This window comes from Baekduia alba, assembly GCF_028416635.1.
GTDB lineage: Bacteria > Actinomycetota > Thermoleophilia > Solirubrobacterales > Solirubrobacteraceae > Baekduia > Baekduia alba.
Genome location: NZ_CP114013.1, coordinates 1,424,751 through 1,446,822 on the forward strand (window position 1 = coordinate 1,424,751; position 22,072 = coordinate 1,446,822).

A 22,072-nucleotide genomic window follows, 5' to 3' on the forward strand; every position below is an offset into this window, starting at 1 on the left:
TGGGTGAGGTCGAGCGGGCGCAGCGCGGCGACGATCGCGCGCTGCCAGCGCTGCGTCACACGCCAAGCAGGAAGCCCGGGGCCTCGCCGGCGTCGCCGATCGGATCGCTCACGTCCGGGACTCTGCCACCCGCGCCAGCGACCCTCGGCCTGCGCGACGACCTCGCCGCGCTCACGGCTCGACCAGGCCGCGCCTGATCGCGTAGCGCGTCAGCTCGACGCGGTCGCGCATCCCGAGCTTGTTGAGGATGTTCTCGCGGTGGCGCTCGACCGTGCGGGGAGAGATCACCAGCAGCTCGGCGATCTGCTCGGTCGTGTAGGCCTCGGCCACGAGCTTCACGACCTCCTGCTCGCGGGGCGTCAGGACCTCGCCGCTGGTCTCCTCGCCCGCGGCCGCCGCGTCGAGGTGCTCGCGGATGATCGTGCGCACGGCCGGCGGGTAGAGGAACGGCTCGCCGCGCAGCGCCGCGCGGCACGCCTCCAGCAGGTCGCGGTCGGCCGCGGACTTGAGCACGTAGCCGGCGGCGCCGGCGTTGAGCGCCTCGAAGAAGTACTGGTCGACGTCGTGCATCGACAGCATCAGGATCTTCAGGCCGGGCCGCCGCGCGCTGAGCTCGCGCGCCGCCGCCAGCCCGGTGCGGCGCGGCATCGCGACGTCGAGGATCGCCAGGTCGACGTCGTCGCGCACGCCCAGCCGCACCGCCTCGATGCCGTCGCCCGCCTCGGCGACCACGTGCAGGTCGGGCGCGGCGTCCAGGACGTGGCGCAGCCCGCGCCGGACCATCGCGTGGTCGTCGGCGATCAGGACGCCGGCCTTCAGCGGCACGCTCACGCCAGCGGCACCGCGAGCCGGACGCGCGTGCCGCCGCCCGCGTCGTCGTCGATCGTCAGCGTCCCGCCGGCCAGCAGCGCGCGCTCGCGCATCCCCTGCACGCCCGTGCCGGGCGGGGCGCCGCCCAGCCCGGCGCCGTCGTCGGCGACGACCAACACCATCGTGTCGCCCGCGACCGCGACGCTCAGCACGACCTCCCGCGCCTGCGCGTGGCGCGCCACGTTGGTCAGCGCCTCCTGCGCGACGCGGTAGACCACCAACTCGGTCTCGGCGGGCAGCGCCGGCAGCCCCGGCGGCAGCTCGCGCCGGACGCGCAGCCGGGCGCGGTCGGCGAGGGTCGAGGCCAGCGCGACGAGCGCGCCGCGCAGCCCGAAGTCCTCCAGCGGCTCGGGCCGCAGGCCGTGCGTGATCTCGCGGACGCCGTCCGACGCCGACCGCAGCGCCTCGCGCGCCGCGTCCAGCCGCTCGTCGCGCGCCGCGCCGGCCAGCGCCTCGACGCCCTGCAGCTCCAGCGCGACGCCGGTCAGCGCCTGGCCGACCTCGTCGTGCAGCTCGCGCCCGATCCGCGCCCGCTCCGCCTCCTGCGCGGCGATCGCCCGCCGCGCGCTGGCCGACCGCTCGGCGATCAACCGCACCAACATCGCGTCGAACGCGCGACCGAGCGCCGCGACCTCCGCGACGCCCGCGCGCGGTCCGTGCGGCGCCGCCGGCGCCAGCAGGTCGACCGCCGCCATCTCGCCCGCCAGCGCACGCAGCGGCGCGAGCGCCCGGCGCATCAGCACCACGTTGGCGACCAGCGCGAGCACGGCGCCGCCCGCCAGCAGCGCGGCCTCACCGCCGGTGATCCGCGGGCTGATCGTCGCGGGGGAGAGCGCGAGGATCAGCGCGCCCACGAACACGACGAGGGCGTTGCCGGCGACCACGCGCTGCAGCAGCGTCATGCCCCCATGGTGCCGCGCGCGGCGACGGCGCGGGATGGGGAGCGCTCCCCATGGTCCGCGGGCCCGCGGTCGCCGACCATCGACACCATGACCACCGAGCGCCCCGAGATCGACACCCCCACCGACGACGACGCGGCCGCCGCCAAGCGCGAGGAGCGCCAGGGCTGGCTGCTGCTGACCGGGATCTTCGTCGTCGGCGGCCTGCTCGTCGTCCTCGCGGCGATGGTCACCTGACCCGATGGGCGACGGCACGCTCCTGCTCGTCGTCGGCGCCCTGCTGGCCGGCGGCATCGCGGTCTCCCAGGTCGGCGACCGGCTGCGCGTCCCCGGCCTCGTGCTCGTCATCGGGCTCGGCATGGCGCTGGGCTCCGACGGCCTGGGCTGGATGCACTTCGACGACTACGAGCTGGCCAAGACGATCGGCGTGATCGCGCTCGCCGCGATCCTGTTCGAGGGCGGGCTGGCCGCCGGCTTCCCGGAGATCCGGCCCGTCCTGCGCCCGGCGCTGGCGCTCGCCCTGCTCGGCACCACGCTCACCGCCGTCCTCACCGGCCTGGCCGCCTCCTGGCTGCTGGACCTCAGCCTGCTCGAAGGGCTGCTGCTCGGCTCGATCCTCGCCGCCACCGACGGCGCCGCGATCTTCGCGATCCTGCGCGGCTCGACGCTGCGCCGCCGCGTCGCCCGGACGCTCGAAGGCGAGGCCGGCCTCAACGACCCCGTGGCGGTCCTGCTCGTCTTCGGCTTCAGCGCCTGGATCACGACCGAGGGCTACGGGATCGCGGACATGGCCTCGGCCTTCGTCCTCGAGCTCGGCGTCGGCGCGGTCGCGGGCCTGGCCGTCGGCACCGCCGGCGTCGCGCTGCTGCGCCGGCTCCCGCTGACGACCGCCGGGCTGTACCCGGTCGCGTCGATGGCGCTGGCGGCGATCGCGTTCGGCGTCGGCGACGCGCTGCACGGCTCCGGCTTCCTCGCGATCTACCTCTCCGGCCTGGTGCTCGGCAGCGCGCCGCTGGTCGAGCGCGAGGCGATGCAGACCTTCCACGACGGCCTCGCCTGGGTCGCGCAGCTCGTGATGTTCCTGACGCTCGGCCTGCTCGTCTTCCCCGACGCGCTGGGGCCGGTCGCCGTCCAGGGCACCGTGCTCGCCCTGATCGCCGCGGTCGTCGCGCGGCCGCTGGCGGCGCTGGTGGCGACGACGGGCGCCGGCTTCGACCTGCGCGAGCGCGCCGTCCTCGGCTGGGCCGGGCTGCGCGGCGCGGTGCCGGTCGTGCTCGCGACGTTCCCGGTCCTGGAGGGGGTGCCGCGCAGCGAGGAGTTCTTCGCGATCGCGTTCTTCGCCGTGCTCGTCTCGACGGTCCTGCAGGGAACGACCTTCGAGGGCCTGGCGCGCCGGCTGGGGGTGACCACCGGCGAGGCCGCGCTGCCGAAGTAGCCTTGCCTGCTCATGGCGCCCTTGCGCATCGATCCCGTCGCCGAGGCGCGCCGCCATTGGGAGGAGCGCTGGGGCGCGGAGCCCTCGCGCCCGATGGCGGCCGTGACGTCGATCATGCGCGCCCAGCAGGTGCTGATGGCGCGGCTGAACGAGCTCGTCAAGCCGCACGGGCTGACGTTCCCGCGCTACGAGGCGCTGGTCCTGTTGTCCTACACCAAGCGCGGCGAGCTCCCGATCGGCAAGCTCGGCGAGCGCCTCCAGGTCCACCGGACGTCGGCGTCGTCGATCGTCGCGGCGCTGGAGGACGACGGCTTCGTCGTCCGCACGCCGTCCGAGCGCGACGGCCGCGCGACGCTGGCGATCATCACCGAGAAGGGGCGGGCCGCGGCGCGCGCGGCGACCGAGGACCTCAACGCCGCCGAGTTCGGCCTCGGCGCGCTCGCGGCCGACGCGCAGGAGGGCCTGACGACCACGCTGAGAACGCTGCGGCTCGACGCGGGCGATTTCGTGTCGTAGCATGTGGTCCCCCGAGATATGAGGAATCCCTCCTAAATGGCCACCGAGCAGCAGAGCAAGCCGACCACCACGCCCGTCACCCACGACCAGTGGCTGGCGGCCTACGGCGCGACCCCGCAGCGGGACGCCGAGTTCCTCTCCCTCTCGGGCGAGGAGGTCAAGCCGCTCTACACGGCCGCCGACGTCGACGACGCGCCCGACCACATCGGGCTGCCGGGCGCGTTCCCCTACACCCGCGGCGTCTACCCGTCGATGTACCGCGGGCGGCTGTGGACGATGCGGCAGTTCGCCGGGTTCGGGACGGCCGAGGAGACCAACGAGCGCTTCCACTACCTGCTCGACCACGGGCAGACCGGGCTGAGCACCGCCTTCGACATGCCGTCGCTGATGGGCCACGACTCCGACCACTCCATGTCGCTCGGCGAGGTCGGCCGCGAGGGCGTCGCCGTCGACACGCTCGACGACATGCAGGACCTCTTCAAGGGCATCGACCTGGGCGACGTGTCGGTGTCGATGACCATCAACGCGCCCGCCGCGATCATGATGGCCTTCTACGTCGTGGCCGCCGAGACCCAGTCCCCCCACCCCGTCGCCGCGCACGACCTCGCCGGGACGATCCAGGCCGACATCCTCAAGGAGTACATCGCCCAGAAGGAGTGGTGCTTCCCGATCGACCCCGCCATGCGGTTGATGGGGGACATGGTCGAGTGGTGCTCCACGCAGATGCCGCGCTGGCATCCGGTCTCGATCTCCGGCTACCACATCCGCGAGGCCGGCTCGACCGCCCAGCAGGAGCTGGCCTTCACGCTCAAGGACGGCCTGACCTACGTGCAGCAGGCCGTCGACCGCGGCCTCGACGTCGACGACTTCGCCCCGCGCCTGAGCTTCTTCTTCAACGCGCAGATCGACTTCTTCGAGGAGATCGCCAAGTACCGCGCCGCGCGCCGCATCTGGGCCAAGGAGCTGCGCGACACCTTCGGGGCCAAGAACCCCAAGTCGCTGCTGATGCGCTTCCACACGCAGACCGCCGGCGTCTCCCTGACCGCCCAGCAGCCGCTCAACAACATCACGCGCACGGCGATCGAGGCGCTGGCCGGCGTGCTCGGCGGCACGCAGTCGCTGCACACCAACTCCTACGACGAGGCGCTCGCGCTCCCGACCGAGGACGCGGTGCGCATCGCGCTGCGCACCCAGCAGATCATCGCCCACGAGACCGGCGTGGTCGACACCATCGACCCGCTGGGCGGCAGCTACTACGTCGAGTCCCTGACCGACCAGATGGAGGCGGCGGCCTACGACTACTTCCGCCGCATCGACGAGCTCGGCGGCATGGTCGAGGCGGTCAAGCAGAACTTCTGCCAGCGCGAGATCGCCGACGCCAGCTACGAGCTGCAGGGCCGCATCGACCACGGCGACCGCATCGTCGTCGGCGTCAACCGCTACACCGAGGGCGACGACGGCCACACCGAGATCCTCCGGATCGACCCCGCGCTGGAGCGCAAGCAGATCGACCGCGTCCAGGGCGTCAAGGGCCGCCGTGACGCGTCCGCCGTCGAGGCCACCCTCGCGGCGCTCAAGCAGGCCGCGGCCGACGAGGGCGAGAACCTGATGCCGCACCTCCTCGACGCCGCGCGGGTTCACGCAAGCGAAGGTGAGATCATCCACGCCTTGCAGGAAGTGTTCGGCTCCTACACCGAGACCCCGGTGTTCTAGGCGCCGACCGTCCCGAAGCTCACTCCCGGAGGAGAACCCGTCCCATGAAGAAGTACCTCGCCGCAGGCGCCGCCACCGCGATCGCGGCCGGGGCGCTGGCCATCCCGGCCCTCGCCGCGACCAAGACCGTCCAGGTCAAGGACAACGTCTTCGTCGCCAAGAAGATCACCGTCAGCAAGGGCACGACGGTCAAGTGGGTCTGGAAGGGCAAGGCCCCGCACAACGTGAAGGTCACCAAGGGCCCGGCGAAGTTCGGCTCCAAGACCCAGGTCAAGGGCAGCTTCGCCAAGAAGCTGACCAAGGCCGGCACCTACACGATCGTCTGCACCATCCACGCGCCCGGCATGAAGATGACCGTCAAGGTCAAGTAGGGCGAGTGCGGCCCGGCTACTCGAGATCGAGGCGCAGCTGGCCGCTGGGCCGGAGCTGCCGCACCCGCGGCGGCTCCGCGCTTGGAGCGCCGGCGGCCTTGTACACCGTCACGACGTCGCGCGGCGACAGGGGTCCGGACGGGCGTCCGTCGCACCGTTCGACGGCCAGGCGGCCGAGGCGGACGCCGCTCACCACCGCGTGGAAGCGCCCGGTCGCGCCCATCGCGAGCACCACGTCGCCGACCTCGATCTCCGCCATGCACGGCGGAGCCTATCCGCCGCGAGTGAACGGCAACGGCCACCGCGACGCGCGCCACGGCCTCCGGTCGGTACGATCCCCGCGCCTCCGGACCAGCGGCACGTTGGCCGGAAGGAACCGACCATGTCTGCGACTCCCACTCAGCGCAAGATCCGCGTCGTCGTCGCCAAGCCGGGCCTCGACGGCCACGACCGCGGAGCAAAGATCATCGCGCGCGCCTTGCGCGACGCCGGCATGGAGGTGATCTACACCGGGCTGCACCAGACCCCGGAGCAGATCGTCGAGACCGTGATCCAGGAGGACGCCGACGCCGTCGGGCTGTCGATCCTCTCGGGGGCCCACATGACGCTGGTGCCCCGCATCGTCGAGCTGCTCTCCGCGCAGGGCATCGACGACGTCCTGGTGACCGTCGGCGGGACGATCCCGTCCGACGACATCGCGCCGCTGAAGGAGCTCGGTGTCGCCGAGGTCTTCACGCCGGGCGCGCCCACGCAGGACATCATCGACTTCATCCGGTCCGCCGTCGAGGCCTCGCCTCGGCAAGGCGTCTAGCCAGCACTGGCACATGGACCGCGTTGAACACCCAGGAGCAGTGCGGTCACCCCGCCCGATTGACTCGTCAGTCAACGGAACGGGTACCATCCCGAATGTTCGTTCGCCAGAGGAGGCACTGACACCGTGAAGATCGCCGTGTTGGTCAAGGAAGTCCCGGACGCCGCCGTCCAGAAGCGCATCGACCCGAGCTCGGGTCGTCTGGATCGCAGCGGTGAGAAGAACCTCAACCCGTATGACACGCACGCCATCGAGGCTGCGATGCAGATCAAGGAGGGTGGCGCCGTCGAGGTCGACGAGATCGTCGCCGTCACCATGGGCCCCGAGTCCGCCGTGCGCGCGCTGCACAAGGCCGTCTCGCTGGGCGCCGACCGCTCCGTCCACCTCAGCGACGCGGCCCTCGCGGGCTCCGACGTCGCCGCGACCGGCTACGCGCTGGCGCAGGTGCTCAAGCGCGAGAGCCCGGACCTCGTCCTGCTGGGACAGCAGAGCGACGACGGTGAGTGCTACACGATCGGCGCCGTGGTGGCCGAGTACCTCGGCCAGCCGTCGCTGACCCAGGTCATCAAGCTCGACATCGCCGGCACCGAGCTCACCTGCGAGCGTCAGGCCGAGTACGGCTACGACACCGTCAAGGTGACCCTGCCCGCCGTCATCTCCGTCGGCGACGCCATCAACGAGCCGCGCTACCCGTCGCTGAAGGCGATCATGGGCGCCAAGAAGAAGCCGCTGGAGACCGTCTCCGTCGGCGACGCCGAGATCGACGCGTCGAAGGTCGGCGCCGACGGCTCGAACGTCAAGTGCGGCGACTTCAAGGCTCCGCCGAGCAAGTCCGCCGGCACGATCATCGAGGACGACGACACGGACGACACCGTGGCCAAGATCGTCGCGTGGCTCGACGAGCGCAAGCTCCTCGCCTAGGCCCTTCCGGACTGAGATAGGAGAACCACAGCGATGAGCAACATCCTGGTCTACGCGCTCCACTACGAGGGCGCCTTCAACAAGAACTCGCTGGGCGCGGTCGCCGAGGCCTCGCGCCTCGCGGGCGAGCTCGGCGGCGAGGCCCACGCGGTCGTCGTCGGCGAGGGCATCAGCGACGAGCTGGCCGGCGCGCTCGGCAAGTACGGCGCCAAGAAGGTCTACAAGGCCGAGGGCCCCGAGGGCCTCGCCGGCCCCGTCATCGACACGCTGGGCAAGCTGTTCGACGGCGGCGACTACGAGTACGCCGTCTTCGGCGGCGGCCTGCTCGGCTTCGAGATCGGCGCCGGCCTGGCCGCGCGGATCGACGCCGGCGTGACCATGGAGGTCACGGGCGTCAACGTCGTCGACGGCAAGCTGGCCGCCGAGCGCCCGATCCTGGGCGACTCGTCGATCTCCACCTCCCGCTACAAGGGCAAGGGCATCATCATCGCCCGCCTCAACGCGTTCGAGGTCAAGGAGACCGGCGACGGCGACGCCCCGGTCGAGGCCATCACCACCGAGCTGTCGACGCAGGCCCAGCAGGCCAACATCGTCACGCGCGGCGAGCAGCGCGGCGCCGACGTCGACATCGAGGGCGCCTCGATCCTCGTCGCCGGTGGCCGCGGCCTCGGCAAGGCCGAGGGCTTCGAGCTCTGCGACGACCTGGCCAAGGCCTTCGGCAACAACGCCGCGGTCGCCGCCACGCGCGCCGTGGTCGACGCCGGCTGGTACCCCTACGCGGCGCAGATCGGCCAGACGGGCAAGACCGTCGCGCCGAAGCTGTACCTGGCGGCGGGCATCTCGGGCGCGATCCAGCACAAGGTCGGCATGCAGGCCTCGGAGAACATCGTGGCCATCAACAAGGACGCCAACGCTCCGATCTTCGAGTTCTCCGACCTCGGCATCGTCGGCGACCTCAACAAGATCCTGCCGAAGCTGACCGAGGCGGTGAAGGCCCGCAAGGGCTAGCGCCATGGCCGGCCACAACGGCAACGGGAAGGTGGCACCGGCGGCGTACCCGCCGCCGGTCGACCCCCAGGCGGAGTTCATCAAGCGCACGCTGGACGACGAGGAAGAGCGCATCGACGTCGGCGTCGCGATCGTCGGCGGCGGCACGGCGGGCCTGGCCACGGCCAACCGCCTGCTGCAGTTGCTCGCGGACGATGCGGCGGGCGGGGGCGATGTCCTCGAGCGCCTCGGCGAGGTCCCGGTCGCGGTCATCGAGAAGGCCAAGGTCTGCGGCGGGCACAACCTGTCCGGCGCGGTCGTCCGGCCGGGTCCGCTCGAGGAGCTCTACCCCGACCTCACGCGCGAGGACTGGCGCAAGGAGGGGTGGGCCTACGGCGAGGTGCACAAGGAGGCCGTCTACATGACGCCGACCTCCAAGCACGCGATCCGGATCCCGCCGCCGCCGCCGTTCAAGAACCACGGCAACGAGGTCATCTCGGTCTCGGCGCTGGCGCGCTACCAGCAGCGGCTGGCCGAGGAGGCCGGCGCCTACGTCCTCACCGAGACCGCGGCGACGCAGCTGCTCGTCGAGGACGGCCGCGTCCGCGGCGTCCGCTCCGGCGACAAGGGTCGCGGCAAGGACGGCGAGCCGCTGGGCAACTTCGAGCCCGGCACGGACATCACCGCGCAGTTCACGGTGCTGGCCGAGGGCTGCTGGGGCCACCTCACCGGTCCCGCGATCCGCGAGTTCGACCTGGCCGCCGGCGCCGAGCCTCAGACCTGGGAGCTCGGGGTCAAGGAGGTCTGGAAGGTCGCCAAGCCGCTGGACCGCCTGATCCACACGATCGGGCCGTGGCCGGTCAAGATCTCGGCCAAGTACGGCCAGATCGGCGGCACGTGGATCTACCCGATGAAGGACGAGAAGACCGGGGACGACCTGGTCTCGATCGGCTTCGTGGTCGACCTCGACTACGCCGACGCCACCACGTCGGCCCACGACCTGCTGCAGCAGTTCAAGCTGCATCCGCTGGTCAAGAAGATCCTCGAGGGCGGCGAGCGCGTCGGCTGGGGCGCCAAGGCGCTGCCGGGCGGCGGCTACTGGTCGATGCCCAAGCTCACGATGCCGGGCGCGCTGCTGGTCGGCGACTCCGCGGGCATGGTCGACACGGTGGCGCTCAAGGGCGTCCACCACTGCATCAAGTCGGGCATCCTCGCGGGCGAGGCGATCTTCGAGGCGCTGAAGAGCGGCAAGACCTCCCTGGAGTCCTACGAGGACGCCGTCGAGGAGTCCTCGATCGGCAAGGAGCTGTACGAGGTCCGCAACACGCGCCAGCCGTTCCAGAAGGGCTTCCTGCGCGGCGGTCCGCTCGTCAACCTGGCGATCGTGACCAAGGGCAAGCTGCCTCCGGGCAAGCTGGCGTGGCACAAGCAGGACCAGAAGCCGATGTTCATCGGCAAGACCAAGGACGGCTATCCCAAGCCGGACGGCAAGTACACGTTCGACAAGCTGTCGTCGGTCTTCATCACGGGCAACGCGACCCGCGACGACGCGCCGAACCACATCCGCGTGCGCAAGAGCGTGCCGCGCGAGGTGGCCGAGACCTGGCGCTGGATGTGCCCGGCCGGCGTGTACGAGATCCCCGAGGACGCGCCGGAGCACGGCAACGTCGACGTGATCGTCAACTACACCAACTGCGTGCAGTGCGGCGCGATCACGGCCAAGGGCGGGCGCCTGACGACGCCCGAGGGCGGCGACGGTCCGCTCTACCAGCAGACGTAGCGCTCACGCGCGACGAGCAGCACGGGGGGAGGGGCGTCTGAGATGGCGCCCCTCTTCGTTCTCGACCGCAACACCGCGGCCCTACGCTGGTTGGAAGAGTGCGCATGCGCCGCCTCAGGTCCTCCATCACGATGCTCGGCGCCGTGGCCCTCGTGGCGGCGGCGGCTCCCGCCTGGGCGGGCGCGGCCGACAAGCCGGCGCTCGGCGCCAAGGTCACGACGTGCACGACCGGCACCGATCCGGCGACGCGCGCCGCGGTCTTCACCGGGACGATGCCGGCGGCGGTCAAGACCAAGCGCCTGCAGATGCGCTTCGCGCTGATGCAGCGGCTGGGCACCAGCGCGAAGGCGCCGTTCAAGAAGGTGGCGGTCCCGGGCTGGAGCGGCTGGGTCACCAGCGACGCGGGCCGCGACGCCCTCGTGTTCAGCAAGCGCGTCGAGGGGCTGACGGCGCCCGCCGCCTATCGCGCGGTGGTCACGTTCCGTTGGCTGGACGCCAAGGGCCACGCACAGCGCACGACGACGCGGACGACCGCGATCTGCGACCAGCCCGATCCGCGGCCGGACCTGGTCCTGGCGGGCCTCGACGCCGCGCCGGTCGGCAAGGCGCAGGCGGCCTACACGGTGTCGGTCGAGAACGAGGGCCACAGCGACGCGGACCCGTTCGCGGTGACGATCACCGTCGGCGGCGTCGTGTCGGACCCGATCACGCTGGGCCCGATCGCGCCGGGTGCGCAGGCGACGGGCTCGCTGGCCGCGCCTCGCTGCGCGCCGGGGTCGACGATCACGGTCACGCTGGACGTCGCGGAGACAGTGGACGAGAGCGTCGAGTCCGACGACGTCGTCGAGCGACCCTGCCCGTTGGCATAGCCAGGGGACGTCGGACCGCTGAGGTGCGCGTTCCGGACGGTCGCGTGACGCTACACTGGGCCACGATCATGAAGACCGGAATCCACCCCGAATACGTCGTGTCGCACGTCACCTGCACCTGCGGCAACGACTTCTACACGCGTTCGACGCAGTCCGAGATCCACGTCGAGGTCTGCGCGCAGTGCCATCCCTTCTACACGGGCCGCCAGAAGCTCGTGGACACCGGCGGTCGCATCGACCGCTTCAAGCGCCGCCAGGCTCGCGCGGCCAAGAAGGACTAGCACCCCTCACCTGATGCCCAACGCACCGCAGAGCACCGACGGCGCTGCTGTCGCCGTCGGAGACGGTGCGTTCGGCGATCAGCTCGTCGCGCAGCGTGACGCCCCCGTAGGCGGCCAGGCCGTCCTCGAGGGCGTGATGATGCGCGGGATCTCGACCTGGTCGGTCGCGGTCCGCAAGCCCCTGCCCGAGCAGCTGCACGAGGGCGGGCTCGACGCCGAGGAGGTCCCGCTCGGCGAGATCGAGGTCACCTCGCAGCCGCTCACGTCGGTGCTCAAGAAGCACCGCGTCCTGCGCCTGCCGCTGATCCGCGGCGTCGTCGCCCTGGGCGAGTCGCTCGCCATCGGCTTCAAGGCGCTGGGCATCAGCGCCAACGCGCAGCTGCCCGAGGACGAGCAGGAGATCTCCGGCGGCGTCTGGGCCGGCACCGTCGTCGTCGCGATCCTGCTGGCGGTCGGCCTCTTCTTCGTCATCCCGGTCGGGCTGACCTCGCTCATCAAGGACCAGCTGAACTCGTCGTTCCTGTTCTGGCTGGTCGAGGGCGTGCTGCGCACCGGCATCTTCCTCGGCTACCTGCTGCTGCTCTCGCGGCTGCGCGACCTGCGCCGCGTCTTCGAGTACCACGGCGCCGAGCACAAGACGATCTCGTGCTACGAGGCCGGGCTGGAGCTGACGCCCGCCAACGCGCAGCGCTTCAGCCGCCTGCACCCGCGCTGCGGCACGAGCTTCCTCCTGGTGGTGATGATCGTCGCGATCTTCGTCTTCGCCCCGATCGGCCTGCCCGCCTGGTACTTCCTGGTCCTGACGCGCATCGTCGGCGTCCCGCTGATCGCCGGCATCTCGTTCGAGCTGATCAAGTTCGCCGGCAAGAACCGCCGCCGCGCCTGGGTCCGGGCCATCATGTGGCCGGGCCTGATGCTCCAGAAGCTGACGACCCGCGAGCCCGACCTCGATCAGCTCGCGGTCGCGATCGCCGCCATGAACGCCGTCCTCGCGGTGGAGAACCCGATGGGGGCCTCCGAAGAGGAGATGCTCGGCATGGAAGTGGTGGCTTAGCCAGCGCGGCTGTGCGACCGTCGGTCGCACAACGGTAGGCTCGAAGGTCGCATGATCGAGTCCCTCGTCGACCAGATCGAGTCCCGGTTCGCCGAGGTCGGTCGCCTCATCACCGACCCCGCGGTCATCGGTGACCGCAACCGCTACGCCGAGGTCGGGCGTGAGTACCGGCGCCTGGAGCCCGCGGCGAAGCTGGCCGAGGACTGGCGCCACGCGGTCGACGACCAGGCCGGCGCCCGCGAGCTGCTGACCGAGGGTGAGGATCCGGAGCTGCGCGATCTGCTGCGCACGTCCGAGGCGCGCATCGAGGAGCTCGAGGAGGAGATCCGGCTCGCGATGGTCGAGCCCGATCCCAACGACGACAAGAACGTCATCGTCGAGATCCAGGGCGGCGCCGGGGGCGAGGAGGCCGGGCTGTGGGCCGGCGACCTCTACCGGATGTTCACCCGCTATGCCGAGCGTCGCGGGTTCACTGCAGAGCCCATGGACGTCGGCGACGGCAAGTACACCTTCGCGATCAAGGGCGACGGCGCCTACTCGATCTTCAAGTTCGAGGGCGGGACGCACCGCGTGCAGCGCGTGCCGGCGACCGAGTCCCAGGGTCGCATCCACACCTCGACCGCGACCGTGGCGATCCTGCCCGAGGCCGAGGACGTCGACATCCACATCGACCCCAACGACCTCAACATCGACGTCTACCGCTCCGGCGGCCCGGGTGGCCAGTCGGTCAACACCACCGACTCGGCGGTGCGCATCACGCACAAGCCGACGGGGATCGCGGTCGCGATGCAGGACGAGAAGTCGCAGCTGCAGAACCGTGAGAAGGCGATGCGCGTCCTGCGCGCGCGCCTCTACGAGGCCGCGCTGGCCGAGCAGCAGGCGGCCGCCGCCGACGCGCGCCGCTCGCAGGTCGGGACCGGCGATCGCGCCGAGAAGATCCGGACCTACAACTACGGCGAGCGGCGCGTCACCGACCATCGCATCAAGCACACGGCGCACAACCTGGACGCGGTCCTCGAAGGCGAGCTCGACGAGTTCACCGCTGCCCTGCAGGACGACGAGAAGCGCCGCGGCCTGGAGTCGCAGGCCGCCTAGGCCGCCAGTCGATGCCCTCGCCTTTCGCCGGCCCTGGCGTGCGGGAAGCGCTGGACTCGGCGCTGGTCGCGCTGAACGCGGCGAAGGTGGACTCGCCGCGCCTGGACGCCGAGGTGCTGCTCGGCCACGCGCTTGGCGTCGACCGCACCACGCTGTGGCTGGACCCCGACCGCGAGGTCACCGGCGACGCGGCGCGCTGGTTCCGCGACGCGATCCGGCGCCGTACGGTCGAGCGCGTGCCGGTGGCCTACCTGGTGGGCCACAAGGGCTTCCGGCATCTGGACCTGCACGTAGACGCGCGCGTGCTCGTCCCGCGGCCAGAGACCGAGCACCTCGTCGAGGCGCTTCTCGAGCTGCCGTCCGGAGCGCGCGTGCACGACGTCGGGACGGGCTCGGGCGCGATCGCGCTCGCGCTGAAGGACGAGCGGCCCGACCTGCGCGTCAGCGCCTCGGACGTCTCGCCCGACGCCCTGGCGGTGGCGCACGCCAACGCCGAGCGCCTCGGGCTCGACGTCACGTTCTCGCAGGGCGACCTGCTCGACGGCATCGACCCGCACGTCGACGTCGTCGTCTCCAACCCGCCGTACGTGCAGGACGGCGATCGGGCGTCGATGGCGCCCGAGGTCGTCGGCCACGAGCCGAAGCTCGCGCTGTTCGCGGGCGCCGACGGGCTGCGGACGATCCGCCCGCTGGTCACGCAGGCGGCGGCGACCGACGCCGAGCTGCTGGCGCTGGAGGTCGGCGCCGGGCAGGCGCCGGCGGTCCGGGCGCTGGTCGCGGCCGCGGGCTTCCCGGAGGTCGAGACGGTCTGCGACCTCGCGGGTCACGAGCGCGTGGTGCTGGGACGGCGCTGAGGTGATCACGCCCGACCAGGCCGCGACGTTCGAGCGCTGCATGGCGGTCGGTGGCGTGGCGATCTTCGGGGCCGACACGGTCTACGGGCTCGCGTGCGACCCCGACACGCGCGAGGCGGTCGAGCGGCTGTACGCCATGAAGGGGCGGCGGCCGGACAAACCCGCGGCGGTGATGCTCTTCTCGCTGGACCTCGCGCTGGCCGCGCTGCCGGAGCTGGGGCCGCGGACGGTCGCGGGGCTCGAAGGGCTGCTGCCCGGCCCGGTCACGGTCCTGCTGCCCAACCCGACGCGGCGGTTCCCGCTGGCCTGCGGGCCGGATCCGGAGACGGTCGGGCTGCGCGTCCCGGCGCTCGGCCCGGCGACCGCCGCGCTCGGCGCCGTGCGCTGGCCCGTCATGCAGTCCTCGGCGAACCCGTCCGGCGGGGCGGACGCGCGGCGGGTGGCGGACATCCCGGCGGCGATCCGCTCCGCGGTCGATCTGGTGCTCGACGCCGGCGACCTCGACGGCACCGCGTCGACCGTCGTGGACCTGCGCGCGTTCGAGGAGCACGGCACCTGGGAGGTCGTCCGGGAGGGCGCGCTGGCCCGCTCCTGCGTCGCGGCGACGCTCGAAGGCCTGGCCTGACGGCGAAGTTCCCGGACTTTGGGATCGCTCGCGGAGTCCCATGTCGGGCGCGTCCGTTGTACATTGGCCGCGTCATGGTCATCGCCATCGGGTCGGACCACGCGGGCTACCACCTCAAGGAGCACGTCAAGCGCGTGCTCGAGGCTGGCGGCCATGAGATCCTCGACGTCGGGACCGAGACGCCCGAGTCGGTGGACTACCCCGCCTTCGCGGAGCAGGCGGCGCGCCTGGTCGGCGACGGGCAGGCCGAGCGCGCGATCCTCGCGTGCGGATCGGGCGTCGGCGTCGCGATCGTCGCCAACAAGGTCGCGGGCGTGCGGGCGGTCAACGCGCACGACCCGAGCGAGGTCGAGATGGCGCGACGCCACAACGACGCCAACACGGTGACGTTGAGCGGCGCACGGCTCGCTCCCGACCAGGCCGACGCGATCGTCGAGCGCTTCCTGCGCACGACGTTCGAGGGCGGTCGCCACGCCCGCCGGGTCGGCCAGATCTCCGCGTTGGACGGCTCGGCCGTTCGCGACCGCGTTCCCGGCTGATACCGTCGAGGGCGTCGCGACTGGCGCCGAGGGAGGATGCAACCTCCGGGGAGCGACACCAACTGTTCTGCCGCGCGCCTGGGCATCCCATCGGAATCCGTAAAGGAGCTTGCCGCCGTGTCTTCCGATCTGAGCCCCGACTTCTTCACCCGCCCGCTTGCGGACGTCGACCCGGAGGTCGCCGACGCCATCCAGCACGAGCTGGAGCGCCAGCAGCGGACGCTGGAGATGATCGCGTCCGAGAACTTCGTGCCCCAGTCGATCCTCGAGGCGCAGGGCAGCGTCTTGACCAACAAGTACGCCGAGGGGTATCCGGGCCGCCGGTACTACGGCGGCTGCGAGTGGGTCGACGTCATCGAGCAGCTGGCGATCGACCGCGCCAAGGCGCTGTTCGGCGCCGACCACGCCAACGTCCAGCCGCACGCGGGCGCACAGGCGAACGCGGCCGTGTACCACGCGCTGTTGCAGCCCGGCGACACGATCATGGGCCTGGCGCTGCCGCACGGCGGCCACCTGTCACACGGCATGAAGCTGAACCTCAGCGGCCGGTTGTACGACATCGCGCCGTACGAGGTCGACCGCGAGACGTCGCTCATCGACATGGACGAGGTCGAGCGGATCGCCAAGGACCGCAAGCCCAAGCTGCTGCTCGCGGGCTGGAGCGCGTACTCGCGGATCCTGGACTTCGAGCGCTTCCGCGCGATCGCCGACGAGGTCGGCGCCCTGTTGATGGTGGACATGGCGCACTTCGCCGGCCTGGTCGCCGCCGGGCTGCACCCCAACCCGGTGCCGTACGCCGACGTCGTGACGTCGACCGTGCACAAGACGCTGGGCGGCGCGCGCGGCGGGCTGATCCTCTGCACCGAGGAGCACGCCAAGGCCATCAACAGCGCCGTGTTCCCGGGTCAGCAGGGCGGGCCGCTGGAGCACGTGATCGCCGGCAAGGCGGTCGCGTTCAAGATCGCGGCGTCCGAGGCGTTCCGCGAGCGCCAGGAGCGCACGGTCGCGGGCGCGCAGGCGGTCGCCGCGGCGCTCATGGGCGCCGGTCACGGCGTGAACGTGCTGACCGGCGGGACCGACGTGCACCTGGCGCTGGTGGATCTTCGCGAGAGCGAGATCGACGGCCAGCAGTCCGAGGACCGCCTGCACGACATCGGCATCACGGTCAACCGCAACGCCGTCCCGTTCGACCCCCGCCCGCCGATGGTGACGAGCGGGCTGCGCGTCGGCACCTCGGCGCTGGCGACCCGCGGCCTCCAGCTCGAGGACTTCCGCGAGGTCGGCGACATCATCGCCACTGCGCTGACGCCCGACTTCGACACCAAGCACGACGAGCTCGCGGACCGCGTATCGGCGATCGCCGACCGCTACCCGCTCTACGAGCACCTCGGCGCGGGCGCCGCCGCGTAGCGAGCGCCTCCGAGGCGCCGCGCTCCGACGCGGCGCCTCGGTTGACACGCCTTGCAGCGTCTCGGTGGCGCGGCACGCCGTTGGCCGCGGTCCGCGCTTCCGCACCGGTCCGTTGTCGTCGCCGGCGGCGCCTCCGCCGCCGCGCTCCGCCGCCCTCGGTTGACGCGCCTCAACACGTCTCGGTGGCGCGGCACGCCGTTGGCCGCGGTCCGCGCCACCGGCACCATCAACGCCTCCGCACCGGTCCGTCGTCGCCCCGGGCGACGCAACCCGCGCCGCTCTCCATCGGCCCCCGCTACCCGAGCCGCGCCGCGATCTCCGTGGCGACGTCCGCCGCCTCGCGGCCCTGGGTCGACAGCACCAGGTCGATCCCGGGCAGCGATGGCATCGTCTCCGCCAGCTGCCGGGCGTGGGTGATGAGGTGGGGTTTGCCGGGCCAGGTGTCGGGCTCGCGTGCGGTGATGCGTGCCGCGACCAGGTCCGGTGGTGCGCTCAGGCAGACGACCAGGACGTCGGAGGCAGCGCAGCCGGTCGCCGCCACGACGCCGGCCAGCTCCGCGGCCGTCTCCGTCGTCGCCGCGATCAGGAACCGCTCCCGGCCCGCCTCGCGCTGCACCGCGAGGACCGCCGTCAGCTGGGCGATCCACACGACGCCGGGGAGGAGCGGCCAGCCCATAGCCAGCTGCTCGGACTCGATCGACCCGTGCGCCACGCCGTCGATCTGCAGCCGCGTGCTCAGCGCCTCCAACACGGAGGACTTGCCCGAGCCGGGCGCCCCGATCAGCACGAGCGTCGCCGTCATCGGCGTACCGCGGTCTCCAGGATGTCCGCCATCCGGGCGGCCTGCCGCGCCGCGTCGTGCGCGGTCGCCGCGCGCCGCGCGGCCGGGTTCGGCGACGGCATCGCGGCGGCGCGCCCCAGCGCGTCCACGAGCGCGCGCGCATCGCCTGGATCGACGAGCACGCCGGCGTCGGCCGTCACGAACTCGGGCGGACCGCCCGCGGTCGTCGCGATCACCGTGCGCTCCAGCGCCATCGCCTCCAGCGCCGCCAGCCCGAAGGGCTCCAGCAACGACGGCTGGCACAGCACGTCGCACGCGGCGATCCACGCGGCGACCTGGTCATGTCCCACGCGCCCGACGAGCGTCACGCCCGGCCGCCCCTCCAGCGCCGGCCGCAGCGGGCCGTCGCCGACGAACACCAGCGACCCACGCCCCAGCGTCGCGAACGCGTCGGCCAGCCCGATGACGTTCTTGCGCTCGATCAACGACCCGACGCACAGGAACCGCGGATGGTCAGCGCCGTCCTCGGGCCACGCCGCCGCCCGCACCGCGTCCGGCGCGAACTGCCCCAGGTCGACGCCCAGATCCGCCACCTCGCACCGCAGCCCGCCGAACCGCGCCTCCAGCCGCGCCGCCAGCCAGCGCGAGTTCGCGATCACGCCGGCCGCGCCCCGCACGACGGGCCGCGTCGACCACCGCACCGCAACTCGGTCCAGGTTCGCGACGTCCTGCCCGTGAGCCATGACCACGAGCGGTGCGCCTGCCGCGCGAGCGGCCAGCAGCCCCGCGCCCCCGGCCGGGAAGAGGAAATGCGCGAAGACGACGTCAGGCGAGAAGCGACGGGCGGCCCGGACCGCGTCGGCGGCCAGCCCGAGGTACTTCGTGGGCGGTCCGCCGCGGCGCGAGAGCGCGGCGATCTCGACCTCGTGGCCCAGCGCCACCAGCTCGCGCCGCAGCGGGAGCAGGAACGCGCCGAGGTCCGGCTCGTCCGGCGTCGGCCACATCTGGGTCACCATCAAGATCCGCAAATCCGCGCACAAGCCTCGCACGCCGACGCGCCGAATACCCTTCAGCCCGGATGACGGAGCTCGACGCCGTCTACGCGTTCGTCGCCGCGTTCGCCGTGGCCACGTTGCTGACCCCGATCACGGCGCGCTTCGCCCGCCGCGTGGGCGCCGTCGATCAGCCCAAGGCGCGCGGCCTGGGCCGGGAGTCGACGCCGCTGCTCGGCGGCCTGGCGATCTTCGCGGGCGCGCTGGTCAGCGGGCTGCTGTTCATCGAGACGACGCACCGCACGCACGACCGCTTCGTCGGCATCCTGATCGGCGGCGCGCTGATCACGCTCGTCGGCGCGCTCGACGACCGCTTCGACCTCCACCCGGCGGTCAAGCTCGTCGGCCAGGTCGCCGCCGCGATCGTCCCGGTCGCCGCGGGCGTCGAGGTCACGAACATCACGCTGCCGTTCTTCGGCGCGATCGACTTCGGCTCGGCCGGCGGCCCGATCACGGTCGTCGGGCTCGTCGCGATGATGAACGTCGTCAACTTCTCCGACGGCGTCGACGGCCTCGCGGCCGGGGTCTGCGCGATCAGCGCGGCGGCGTTCGCGATCATCGCGTTCGACCTCGACCGCAGCCACGCCGCGATCCTCGCCGCGTGCACCGCCGGCGCCGCCGCCGGGTTCCTGGTGCACAACTTCCCGCCGGCCTCCATCTACATGGGGGACTGCGGCGCGAACCTGCTCGGCTACCTGCTCGGCTGCATCGCGGTGGAGGGCGCGGTCAAGACGCAGGCGGTCCTGGCGCTGGTCATCCCGCTGGTGGTCCTGGCCGTGCCGTTCCTGGACACGACGTTCGTCGTCCTCAAGCGCATGAAGTACCGGCGCAAGGTCTACGTCGCCGACGCCAACCACTTCCACCACCGCTTCAACCGCATCGGGTTCAGCGAGCGCAAGACTCTCATCTACCTGTACGCGTGGACGCTGCTGCTCGGCGGGTTCGCGGTCGCGCTGCGCTTCATCCCGTACTCCGACAACCACGGCCACCTCAACACGGGCTGGGCGCTCCTGGTCGCCGGCCTCGCGGTCCTCGTCACGGCGGCGTCGGCCTACCTCGTCTACGTCCTGGAGATCCTCAAGCTGCGCCGCCTCAGCGCGATCCGCGTCCGCCGCGCACACCCGGACGCGGAGCAGAGCGAGGTCGACGCGGACGTCGCGCGGCAGATGGAAACGGGCGAGTTCGAGGCGGTGAAGCGCGGCGGCTGACCGGCCGCGCCCGCGCCGCGGCCTAGTGCGGCGCGCCCTCCGCCATCCAGGCGTCCAGCCGCGCCTGCATCTCGGCGGCGCTCATCTCCTCGAAGCGCGTCGCCACGATCCAGCGGTGCCCCCACGGGTCGCGCACGGCGCCGACCCGGTCGCCGTGGAACTGGTCGGCGACCGGCGTGATCTGCGTCGCGCCGGCCTCCAGCGCGCGAGCGTGCACGACGTCGACGTCCTCGCAGTAGATGAGCAGCGAGCTCGACCAGCGCGCCTCGCCGTCGTGAGGGACGAGCCCGAAGTCCGGGAGCGGGTCGTTGACGTAGAACATGGAGTCGCCGACGCGGACCTCGGAGTGGGCGACGAGGTCGCCCATGGCGAGGCGCAGCCGGACCTCGGCGCCGAACGCGTGGGCGTAGAAGGCGAGCGCCTCGGCGGCGCCGTCGACGATGAGCGCGGGGGTGAGCGTGTGGAAGCCGGAAGGGATGGGGGAGGTCATGGCCGCGACGCTAAAGGCGGCCCGGCCGCCCGGTCTTGGAAGAATGCGACACGTGCGCGACCGCCGCGGCGTCCTGACTCCGCCCGAGGCCGGCTTCCGCCTTGAGCGCCACGCGCCGGCGCCCGACCTGGCCGGTCTGATCGACTTCCACTGGCACGTCGCCTGGGACCTGGCGCCGGGCGCCGAGCACGTCCAGGGCGTTCTGCCGTTCCCGTGCGTGAACCTCGGCGCCGGCAGCGACGGCCTGTTCGTGCACGGGCCGATCACCCGCCGCGACGACCGCACGCTCCGTGGCCGCGGCCACGCGCTCGGCACGCGGATCGCCGCCGGCCTGTTCCCGACGATCGCGTACGACAACCTGGAGGCGCACCGCACGACCGACCGCATCCTGACGTTCGGCGAGGCGTTCGGGCCCGATGGCGAGCGCCTCGCGGTACGGCTTCCGGACGCCGGGGCGCCGCCGGCCCATCGCGCGCTCGTCGAGGACCTCATGCGCCGCCGCGCCGCCGCGCGGCCACCCGATCCGCAGGCGCTGCTGGCCAACCGCGTGGTCGTCGCGATCCTCGCCGAGCCCACCGTCGCGCGCGTGGCCGACGTCGCCGCCCGCCACGCGCTGAGCCCGCGCGCGCTGCAGCGCCTCTTCCGCCGCTACGTCGGGCTCACGCCCAAGCAGGTCCTCCAGCGCTCGCGCCTGCACGAGGCCGTCGAGCGCGTCACCGCGGGGGACGGCACCGGCGCCGACCTCGCCTTCGACCTCGGCTACGCCGACCAGGCGCATTTCGCCAACGCGTTCCGGGAGGCGACCGGACGGTCGCCGAGCCGCTACGGCCGCGGGCCGTACACGGTCGCGCGATAGATCCCGACGATCGCGTCGATCAGGACGTCCTGCGCCAGCGGCCGCTCCTGGACCAGCTGCTGGTAGAAGGTCCGCTCGACCATCCACGTCAGCGCGAACGCCGTCGGCTGGGCGGCGCCCTCGGGCAGCCCGTCGTCGGCCTCGATGCGGCGCGCGGTCGCGTCGACGAAGCGCGCGAGCAGCCCGCGCCAGAACGTCGCGATGTCCTCCTCGTAGGTGGACACCTCCACGATCGCGCGGATCAGGACGCCGTGCTCGCGGTAGAGCCCGGCGATGCGCGTCAGCGCCTCGCGGATCTCGCGCTCGGGGTCCTCGCCGTCGCCCGAGAACCAGATGTCGGCCTGGGCGTACAACAACTCGGTGACGTCGCCGGCCAGCCGCATCAGCAGGTCGCGCTTGTCGCGGAAGTAGAAGTAGAACGCGGTGCGCGAGATGCCGGCGGCGGTGGCGATCTTCTCGACGTTGAGGTCCGCGTAGGACGAGCCGCCGGCCAGCAGCGCCTCGGTCGCCTCGAGCACGGCCGCCTGCACCTGCGCGCGCTTGGCGGTCGCCGGGCCCTCGCGGTGCGCGACGGGCGAGGCGGTGCGGCTGCTGTCGTCCTCGGCCATTGGCGCCCCACGATACCCACCCTGGGCTGACACCCTGTCAAACCCGA

General features: G+C 72.3%; 26 protein-coding genes and 1 riboswitch. Of the genes, 19 read left to right on the forward strand and 7 right to left on the reverse strand.

From position 1 onward, the window contains the following. Positions 1–171: 171 nt before the first annotated feature. Both DSM104299_RS06980 and DSM104299_RS06985 read right to left on the reverse strand, forming a co-directional pair. Entirely contained in the window at positions 172–831 is a 660-nt protein-coding gene (locus tag DSM104299_RS06980; protein WP_272476572.1) for a response regulator, read from the reverse strand. Next, entirely contained in the window at positions 828–1,772 is a 945-nt protein-coding gene (locus tag DSM104299_RS06985) for a sensor histidine kinase (protein ID WP_272476573.1), read from the reverse strand. The genes DSM104299_RS06980 and DSM104299_RS06985 overlap by 4 nt, the downstream gene beginning before the upstream one ends. Positions 1,773–1,859: 87 nt before the next feature. Between DSM104299_RS06985 and DSM104299_RS06990 the strand changes: the two genes are divergently transcribed. The 5 genes from DSM104299_RS06990 to DSM104299_RS07010 are packed head-to-tail and all read left to right on the forward strand — an operon-like array spanning position 1,860 to position 5,804. Then, positions 1,860–2,006 (forward strand): hypothetical protein, encoded by a 147-nt coding sequence (locus DSM104299_RS06990; RefSeq protein WP_272476574.1) that lies wholly within the window; start codon positions 1,860–1,862, stop codon positions 2,004–2,006. A 4-nt stretch (positions 2,007–2,010) separates the two neighbouring features. Further along, positions 2,011–3,204, forward strand: a complete 1,194-nt coding sequence (locus DSM104299_RS06995; protein WP_272476575.1) for a potassium/proton antiporter — start codon at positions 2,011–2,013, stop codon at positions 3,202–3,204. Between the two features lie 12 nt (positions 3,205–3,216). Then, positions 3,217–3,720, forward strand: coding sequence for a MarR family winged helix-turn-helix transcriptional regulator (locus DSM104299_RS07000; RefSeq protein ID WP_272476576.1), 504 nt, complete (start codon positions 3,217–3,219; stop codon positions 3,718–3,720). 36 nt (positions 3,721–3,756) lie between these two features. After that, on the forward strand, positions 3,757–5,433 hold the full coding sequence (locus DSM104299_RS07005) for an acyl-CoA mutase large subunit family protein (protein ID WP_272476577.1): 1,677 nt from the start codon (positions 3,757–3,759) through the stop codon (positions 5,431–5,433). 44 nt (positions 5,434–5,477) lie between these two features. Then, positions 5,478–5,804: a cupredoxin domain-containing protein gene (locus tag DSM104299_RS07010; protein WP_272476578.1), complete on the forward strand. Its 327-nt coding sequence runs from the start codon at positions 5,478–5,480 to the stop codon at positions 5,802–5,804. Positions 5,805–5,820: 16 nt separating this feature from the next. Here the strand turns inward: DSM104299_RS07010 and DSM104299_RS07015 are convergent, their stop codons facing one another. Continuing rightward, complete coding sequence (locus DSM104299_RS07015; RefSeq protein ID WP_272476579.1) at positions 5,821–6,063, reverse strand: hypothetical protein; 243 nt, start codon at positions 6,061–6,063, stop codon at positions 5,821–5,823. Positions 6,064–6,186: 123 nt separating this feature from the next. Here DSM104299_RS07015 and DSM104299_RS07020 point away from each other — a divergent pair, with 123 nt between their 5' ends. From DSM104299_RS07020 to glyA, 12 genes are all read left to right on the forward strand, one after another. Then, positions 6,187–6,615, forward strand: coding sequence for a cobalamin B12-binding domain-containing protein (locus tag DSM104299_RS07020; protein ID WP_272476580.1), 429 nt, complete (start codon positions 6,187–6,189; stop codon positions 6,613–6,615). A gap of 126 nt (positions 6,616–6,741) precedes the next feature. Next, the gene (locus tag DSM104299_RS07025; RefSeq protein ID WP_272476581.1) at positions 6,742–7,536 is read left to right on the forward strand and encodes an electron transfer flavoprotein subunit beta/FixA family protein; all 795 of its coding nucleotides are present in this window, start codon (positions 6,742–6,744) and stop codon (positions 7,534–7,536) included. A 33-nt stretch (positions 7,537–7,569) separates the two neighbouring features. Continuing rightward, entirely contained in the window at positions 7,570–8,544 is a 975-nt protein-coding gene (locus DSM104299_RS07030) for an electron transfer flavoprotein subunit alpha/FixB family protein (protein ID WP_272476582.1), read from the forward strand. Positions 8,545–8,548: 4 nt separating this feature from the next. After that, positions 8,549–10,303 carry an electron transfer flavoprotein-ubiquinone oxidoreductase gene (locus tag DSM104299_RS07035; RefSeq protein WP_272476583.1) on the forward strand — a complete coding sequence of 585 codons (1,755 nt, stop codon included), beginning with the start codon at positions 8,549–8,551 and terminating at the stop codon, positions 10,301–10,303. A gap of 104 nt (positions 10,304–10,407) precedes the next feature. Further along, positions 10,408–11,172: a CARDB domain-containing protein gene (locus DSM104299_RS07040; RefSeq protein ID WP_272476584.1), complete on the forward strand. Its 765-nt coding sequence runs from the start codon at positions 10,408–10,410 to the stop codon at positions 11,170–11,172. Positions 11,173–11,240: 68 nt separating this feature from the next. Continuing rightward, on the forward strand, positions 11,241–11,453 hold the full coding sequence (rpmE, locus tag DSM104299_RS07045) for a 50S ribosomal protein L31 (protein ID WP_272476585.1): 213 nt from the start codon (positions 11,241–11,243) through the stop codon (positions 11,451–11,453). Between the two features lie 13 nt (positions 11,454–11,466). Then, positions 11,467–12,507 (forward strand): DUF1385 domain-containing protein, encoded by a 1,041-nt coding sequence (locus tag DSM104299_RS07050; protein ID WP_272476586.1) that lies wholly within the window; start codon positions 11,467–11,469, stop codon positions 12,505–12,507. Positions 12,508–12,558: 51 nt separating this feature from the next. Further along, positions 12,559–13,602 carry a peptide chain release factor 1 gene (gene prfA, locus DSM104299_RS07055; RefSeq protein WP_272476587.1) on the forward strand — a complete coding sequence of 348 codons (1,044 nt, stop codon included), beginning with the start codon at positions 12,559–12,561 and terminating at the stop codon, positions 13,600–13,602. 11 nt (positions 13,603–13,613) lie between these two features. After that, the gene (gene prmC, locus DSM104299_RS07060; protein ID WP_272476588.1) at positions 13,614–14,456 is read left to right on the forward strand and encodes a peptide chain release factor N(5)-glutamine methyltransferase; all 843 of its coding nucleotides are present in this window, start codon (positions 13,614–13,616) and stop codon (positions 14,454–14,456) included. Between the two features lies 1 nt (position 14,457). Then, on the forward strand, positions 14,458–15,081 hold the full coding sequence (locus DSM104299_RS07065; protein WP_272476589.1) for an L-threonylcarbamoyladenylate synthase: 624 nt from the start codon (positions 14,458–14,460) through the stop codon (positions 15,079–15,081). A 74-nt stretch (positions 15,082–15,155) separates the two neighbouring features. Next, the gene (gene rpiB / locus DSM104299_RS07070) at positions 15,156–15,620 is read left to right on the forward strand and encodes a ribose 5-phosphate isomerase B (protein ID WP_272476590.1); all 465 of its coding nucleotides are present in this window, start codon (positions 15,156–15,158) and stop codon (positions 15,618–15,620) included. A gap of 6 nt (positions 15,621–15,626) precedes the next feature. Beyond that, a riboswitch (ZMP/ZTP riboswitch) is annotated at positions 15,627–15,711 on the forward strand. Between the two features lie 26 nt (positions 15,712–15,737). After that, positions 15,738–17,030 (forward strand): serine hydroxymethyltransferase, encoded by a 1,293-nt coding sequence (gene glyA / locus DSM104299_RS07075; protein WP_272476591.1) that lies wholly within the window; start codon positions 15,738–15,740, stop codon positions 17,028–17,030. Positions 17,031–17,325: 295 nt separating this feature from the next. Here the strand turns inward: glyA and DSM104299_RS07080 are convergent, their stop codons facing one another. Both DSM104299_RS07080 and DSM104299_RS07085 read right to left on the reverse strand, forming a co-directional pair. Next, positions 17,326–17,832 carry an AAA family ATPase gene (locus DSM104299_RS07080; protein ID WP_272476592.1) on the reverse strand — a complete coding sequence of 169 codons (507 nt, stop codon included), beginning with the start codon at positions 17,830–17,832 and terminating at the stop codon, positions 17,326–17,328. Then, on the reverse strand, positions 17,829–18,815 hold the full coding sequence (locus DSM104299_RS07085; protein WP_349294496.1) for a glycosyltransferase: 987 nt from the start codon (positions 18,813–18,815) through the stop codon (positions 17,829–17,831). The genes DSM104299_RS07080 and DSM104299_RS07085 overlap by 4 nt, the downstream gene beginning before the upstream one ends. 74 nt (positions 18,816–18,889) lie before the next feature. Between DSM104299_RS07085 and DSM104299_RS07090 the strand changes: the two genes are divergently transcribed. After that, on the forward strand, positions 18,890–20,071 hold the full coding sequence (locus DSM104299_RS07090) for a glycosyltransferase family 4 protein (RefSeq protein WP_272476594.1): 1,182 nt from the start codon (positions 18,890–18,892) through the stop codon (positions 20,069–20,071). 22 nt (positions 20,072–20,093) lie between these two features. Here the strand turns inward: DSM104299_RS07090 and DSM104299_RS07095 are convergent, their stop codons facing one another. Beyond that, complete coding sequence (locus DSM104299_RS07095; protein WP_272476595.1) at positions 20,094–20,561, reverse strand: VOC family protein; 468 nt, start codon at positions 20,559–20,561, stop codon at positions 20,094–20,096. Positions 20,562–20,613: 52 nt separating this feature from the next. Between DSM104299_RS07095 and DSM104299_RS07100 the strand changes: the two genes are divergently transcribed. Continuing rightward, on the forward strand, positions 20,614–21,417 hold the full coding sequence (locus DSM104299_RS07100) for a helix-turn-helix domain-containing protein (RefSeq protein WP_272476596.1): 804 nt from the start codon (positions 20,614–20,616) through the stop codon (positions 21,415–21,417). Here the strand turns inward: DSM104299_RS07100 and DSM104299_RS07105 are convergent. Beyond that, the gene (locus DSM104299_RS07105) at positions 21,384–22,025 is read right to left on the reverse strand and encodes a TetR/AcrR family transcriptional regulator (protein ID WP_272476597.1); all 642 of its coding nucleotides are present in this window, start codon (positions 22,023–22,025) and stop codon (positions 21,384–21,386) included. The genes DSM104299_RS07100 and DSM104299_RS07105 overlap by 34 nt on opposite strands. Positions 22,026–22,072: the final 47 nt, after the last annotated feature.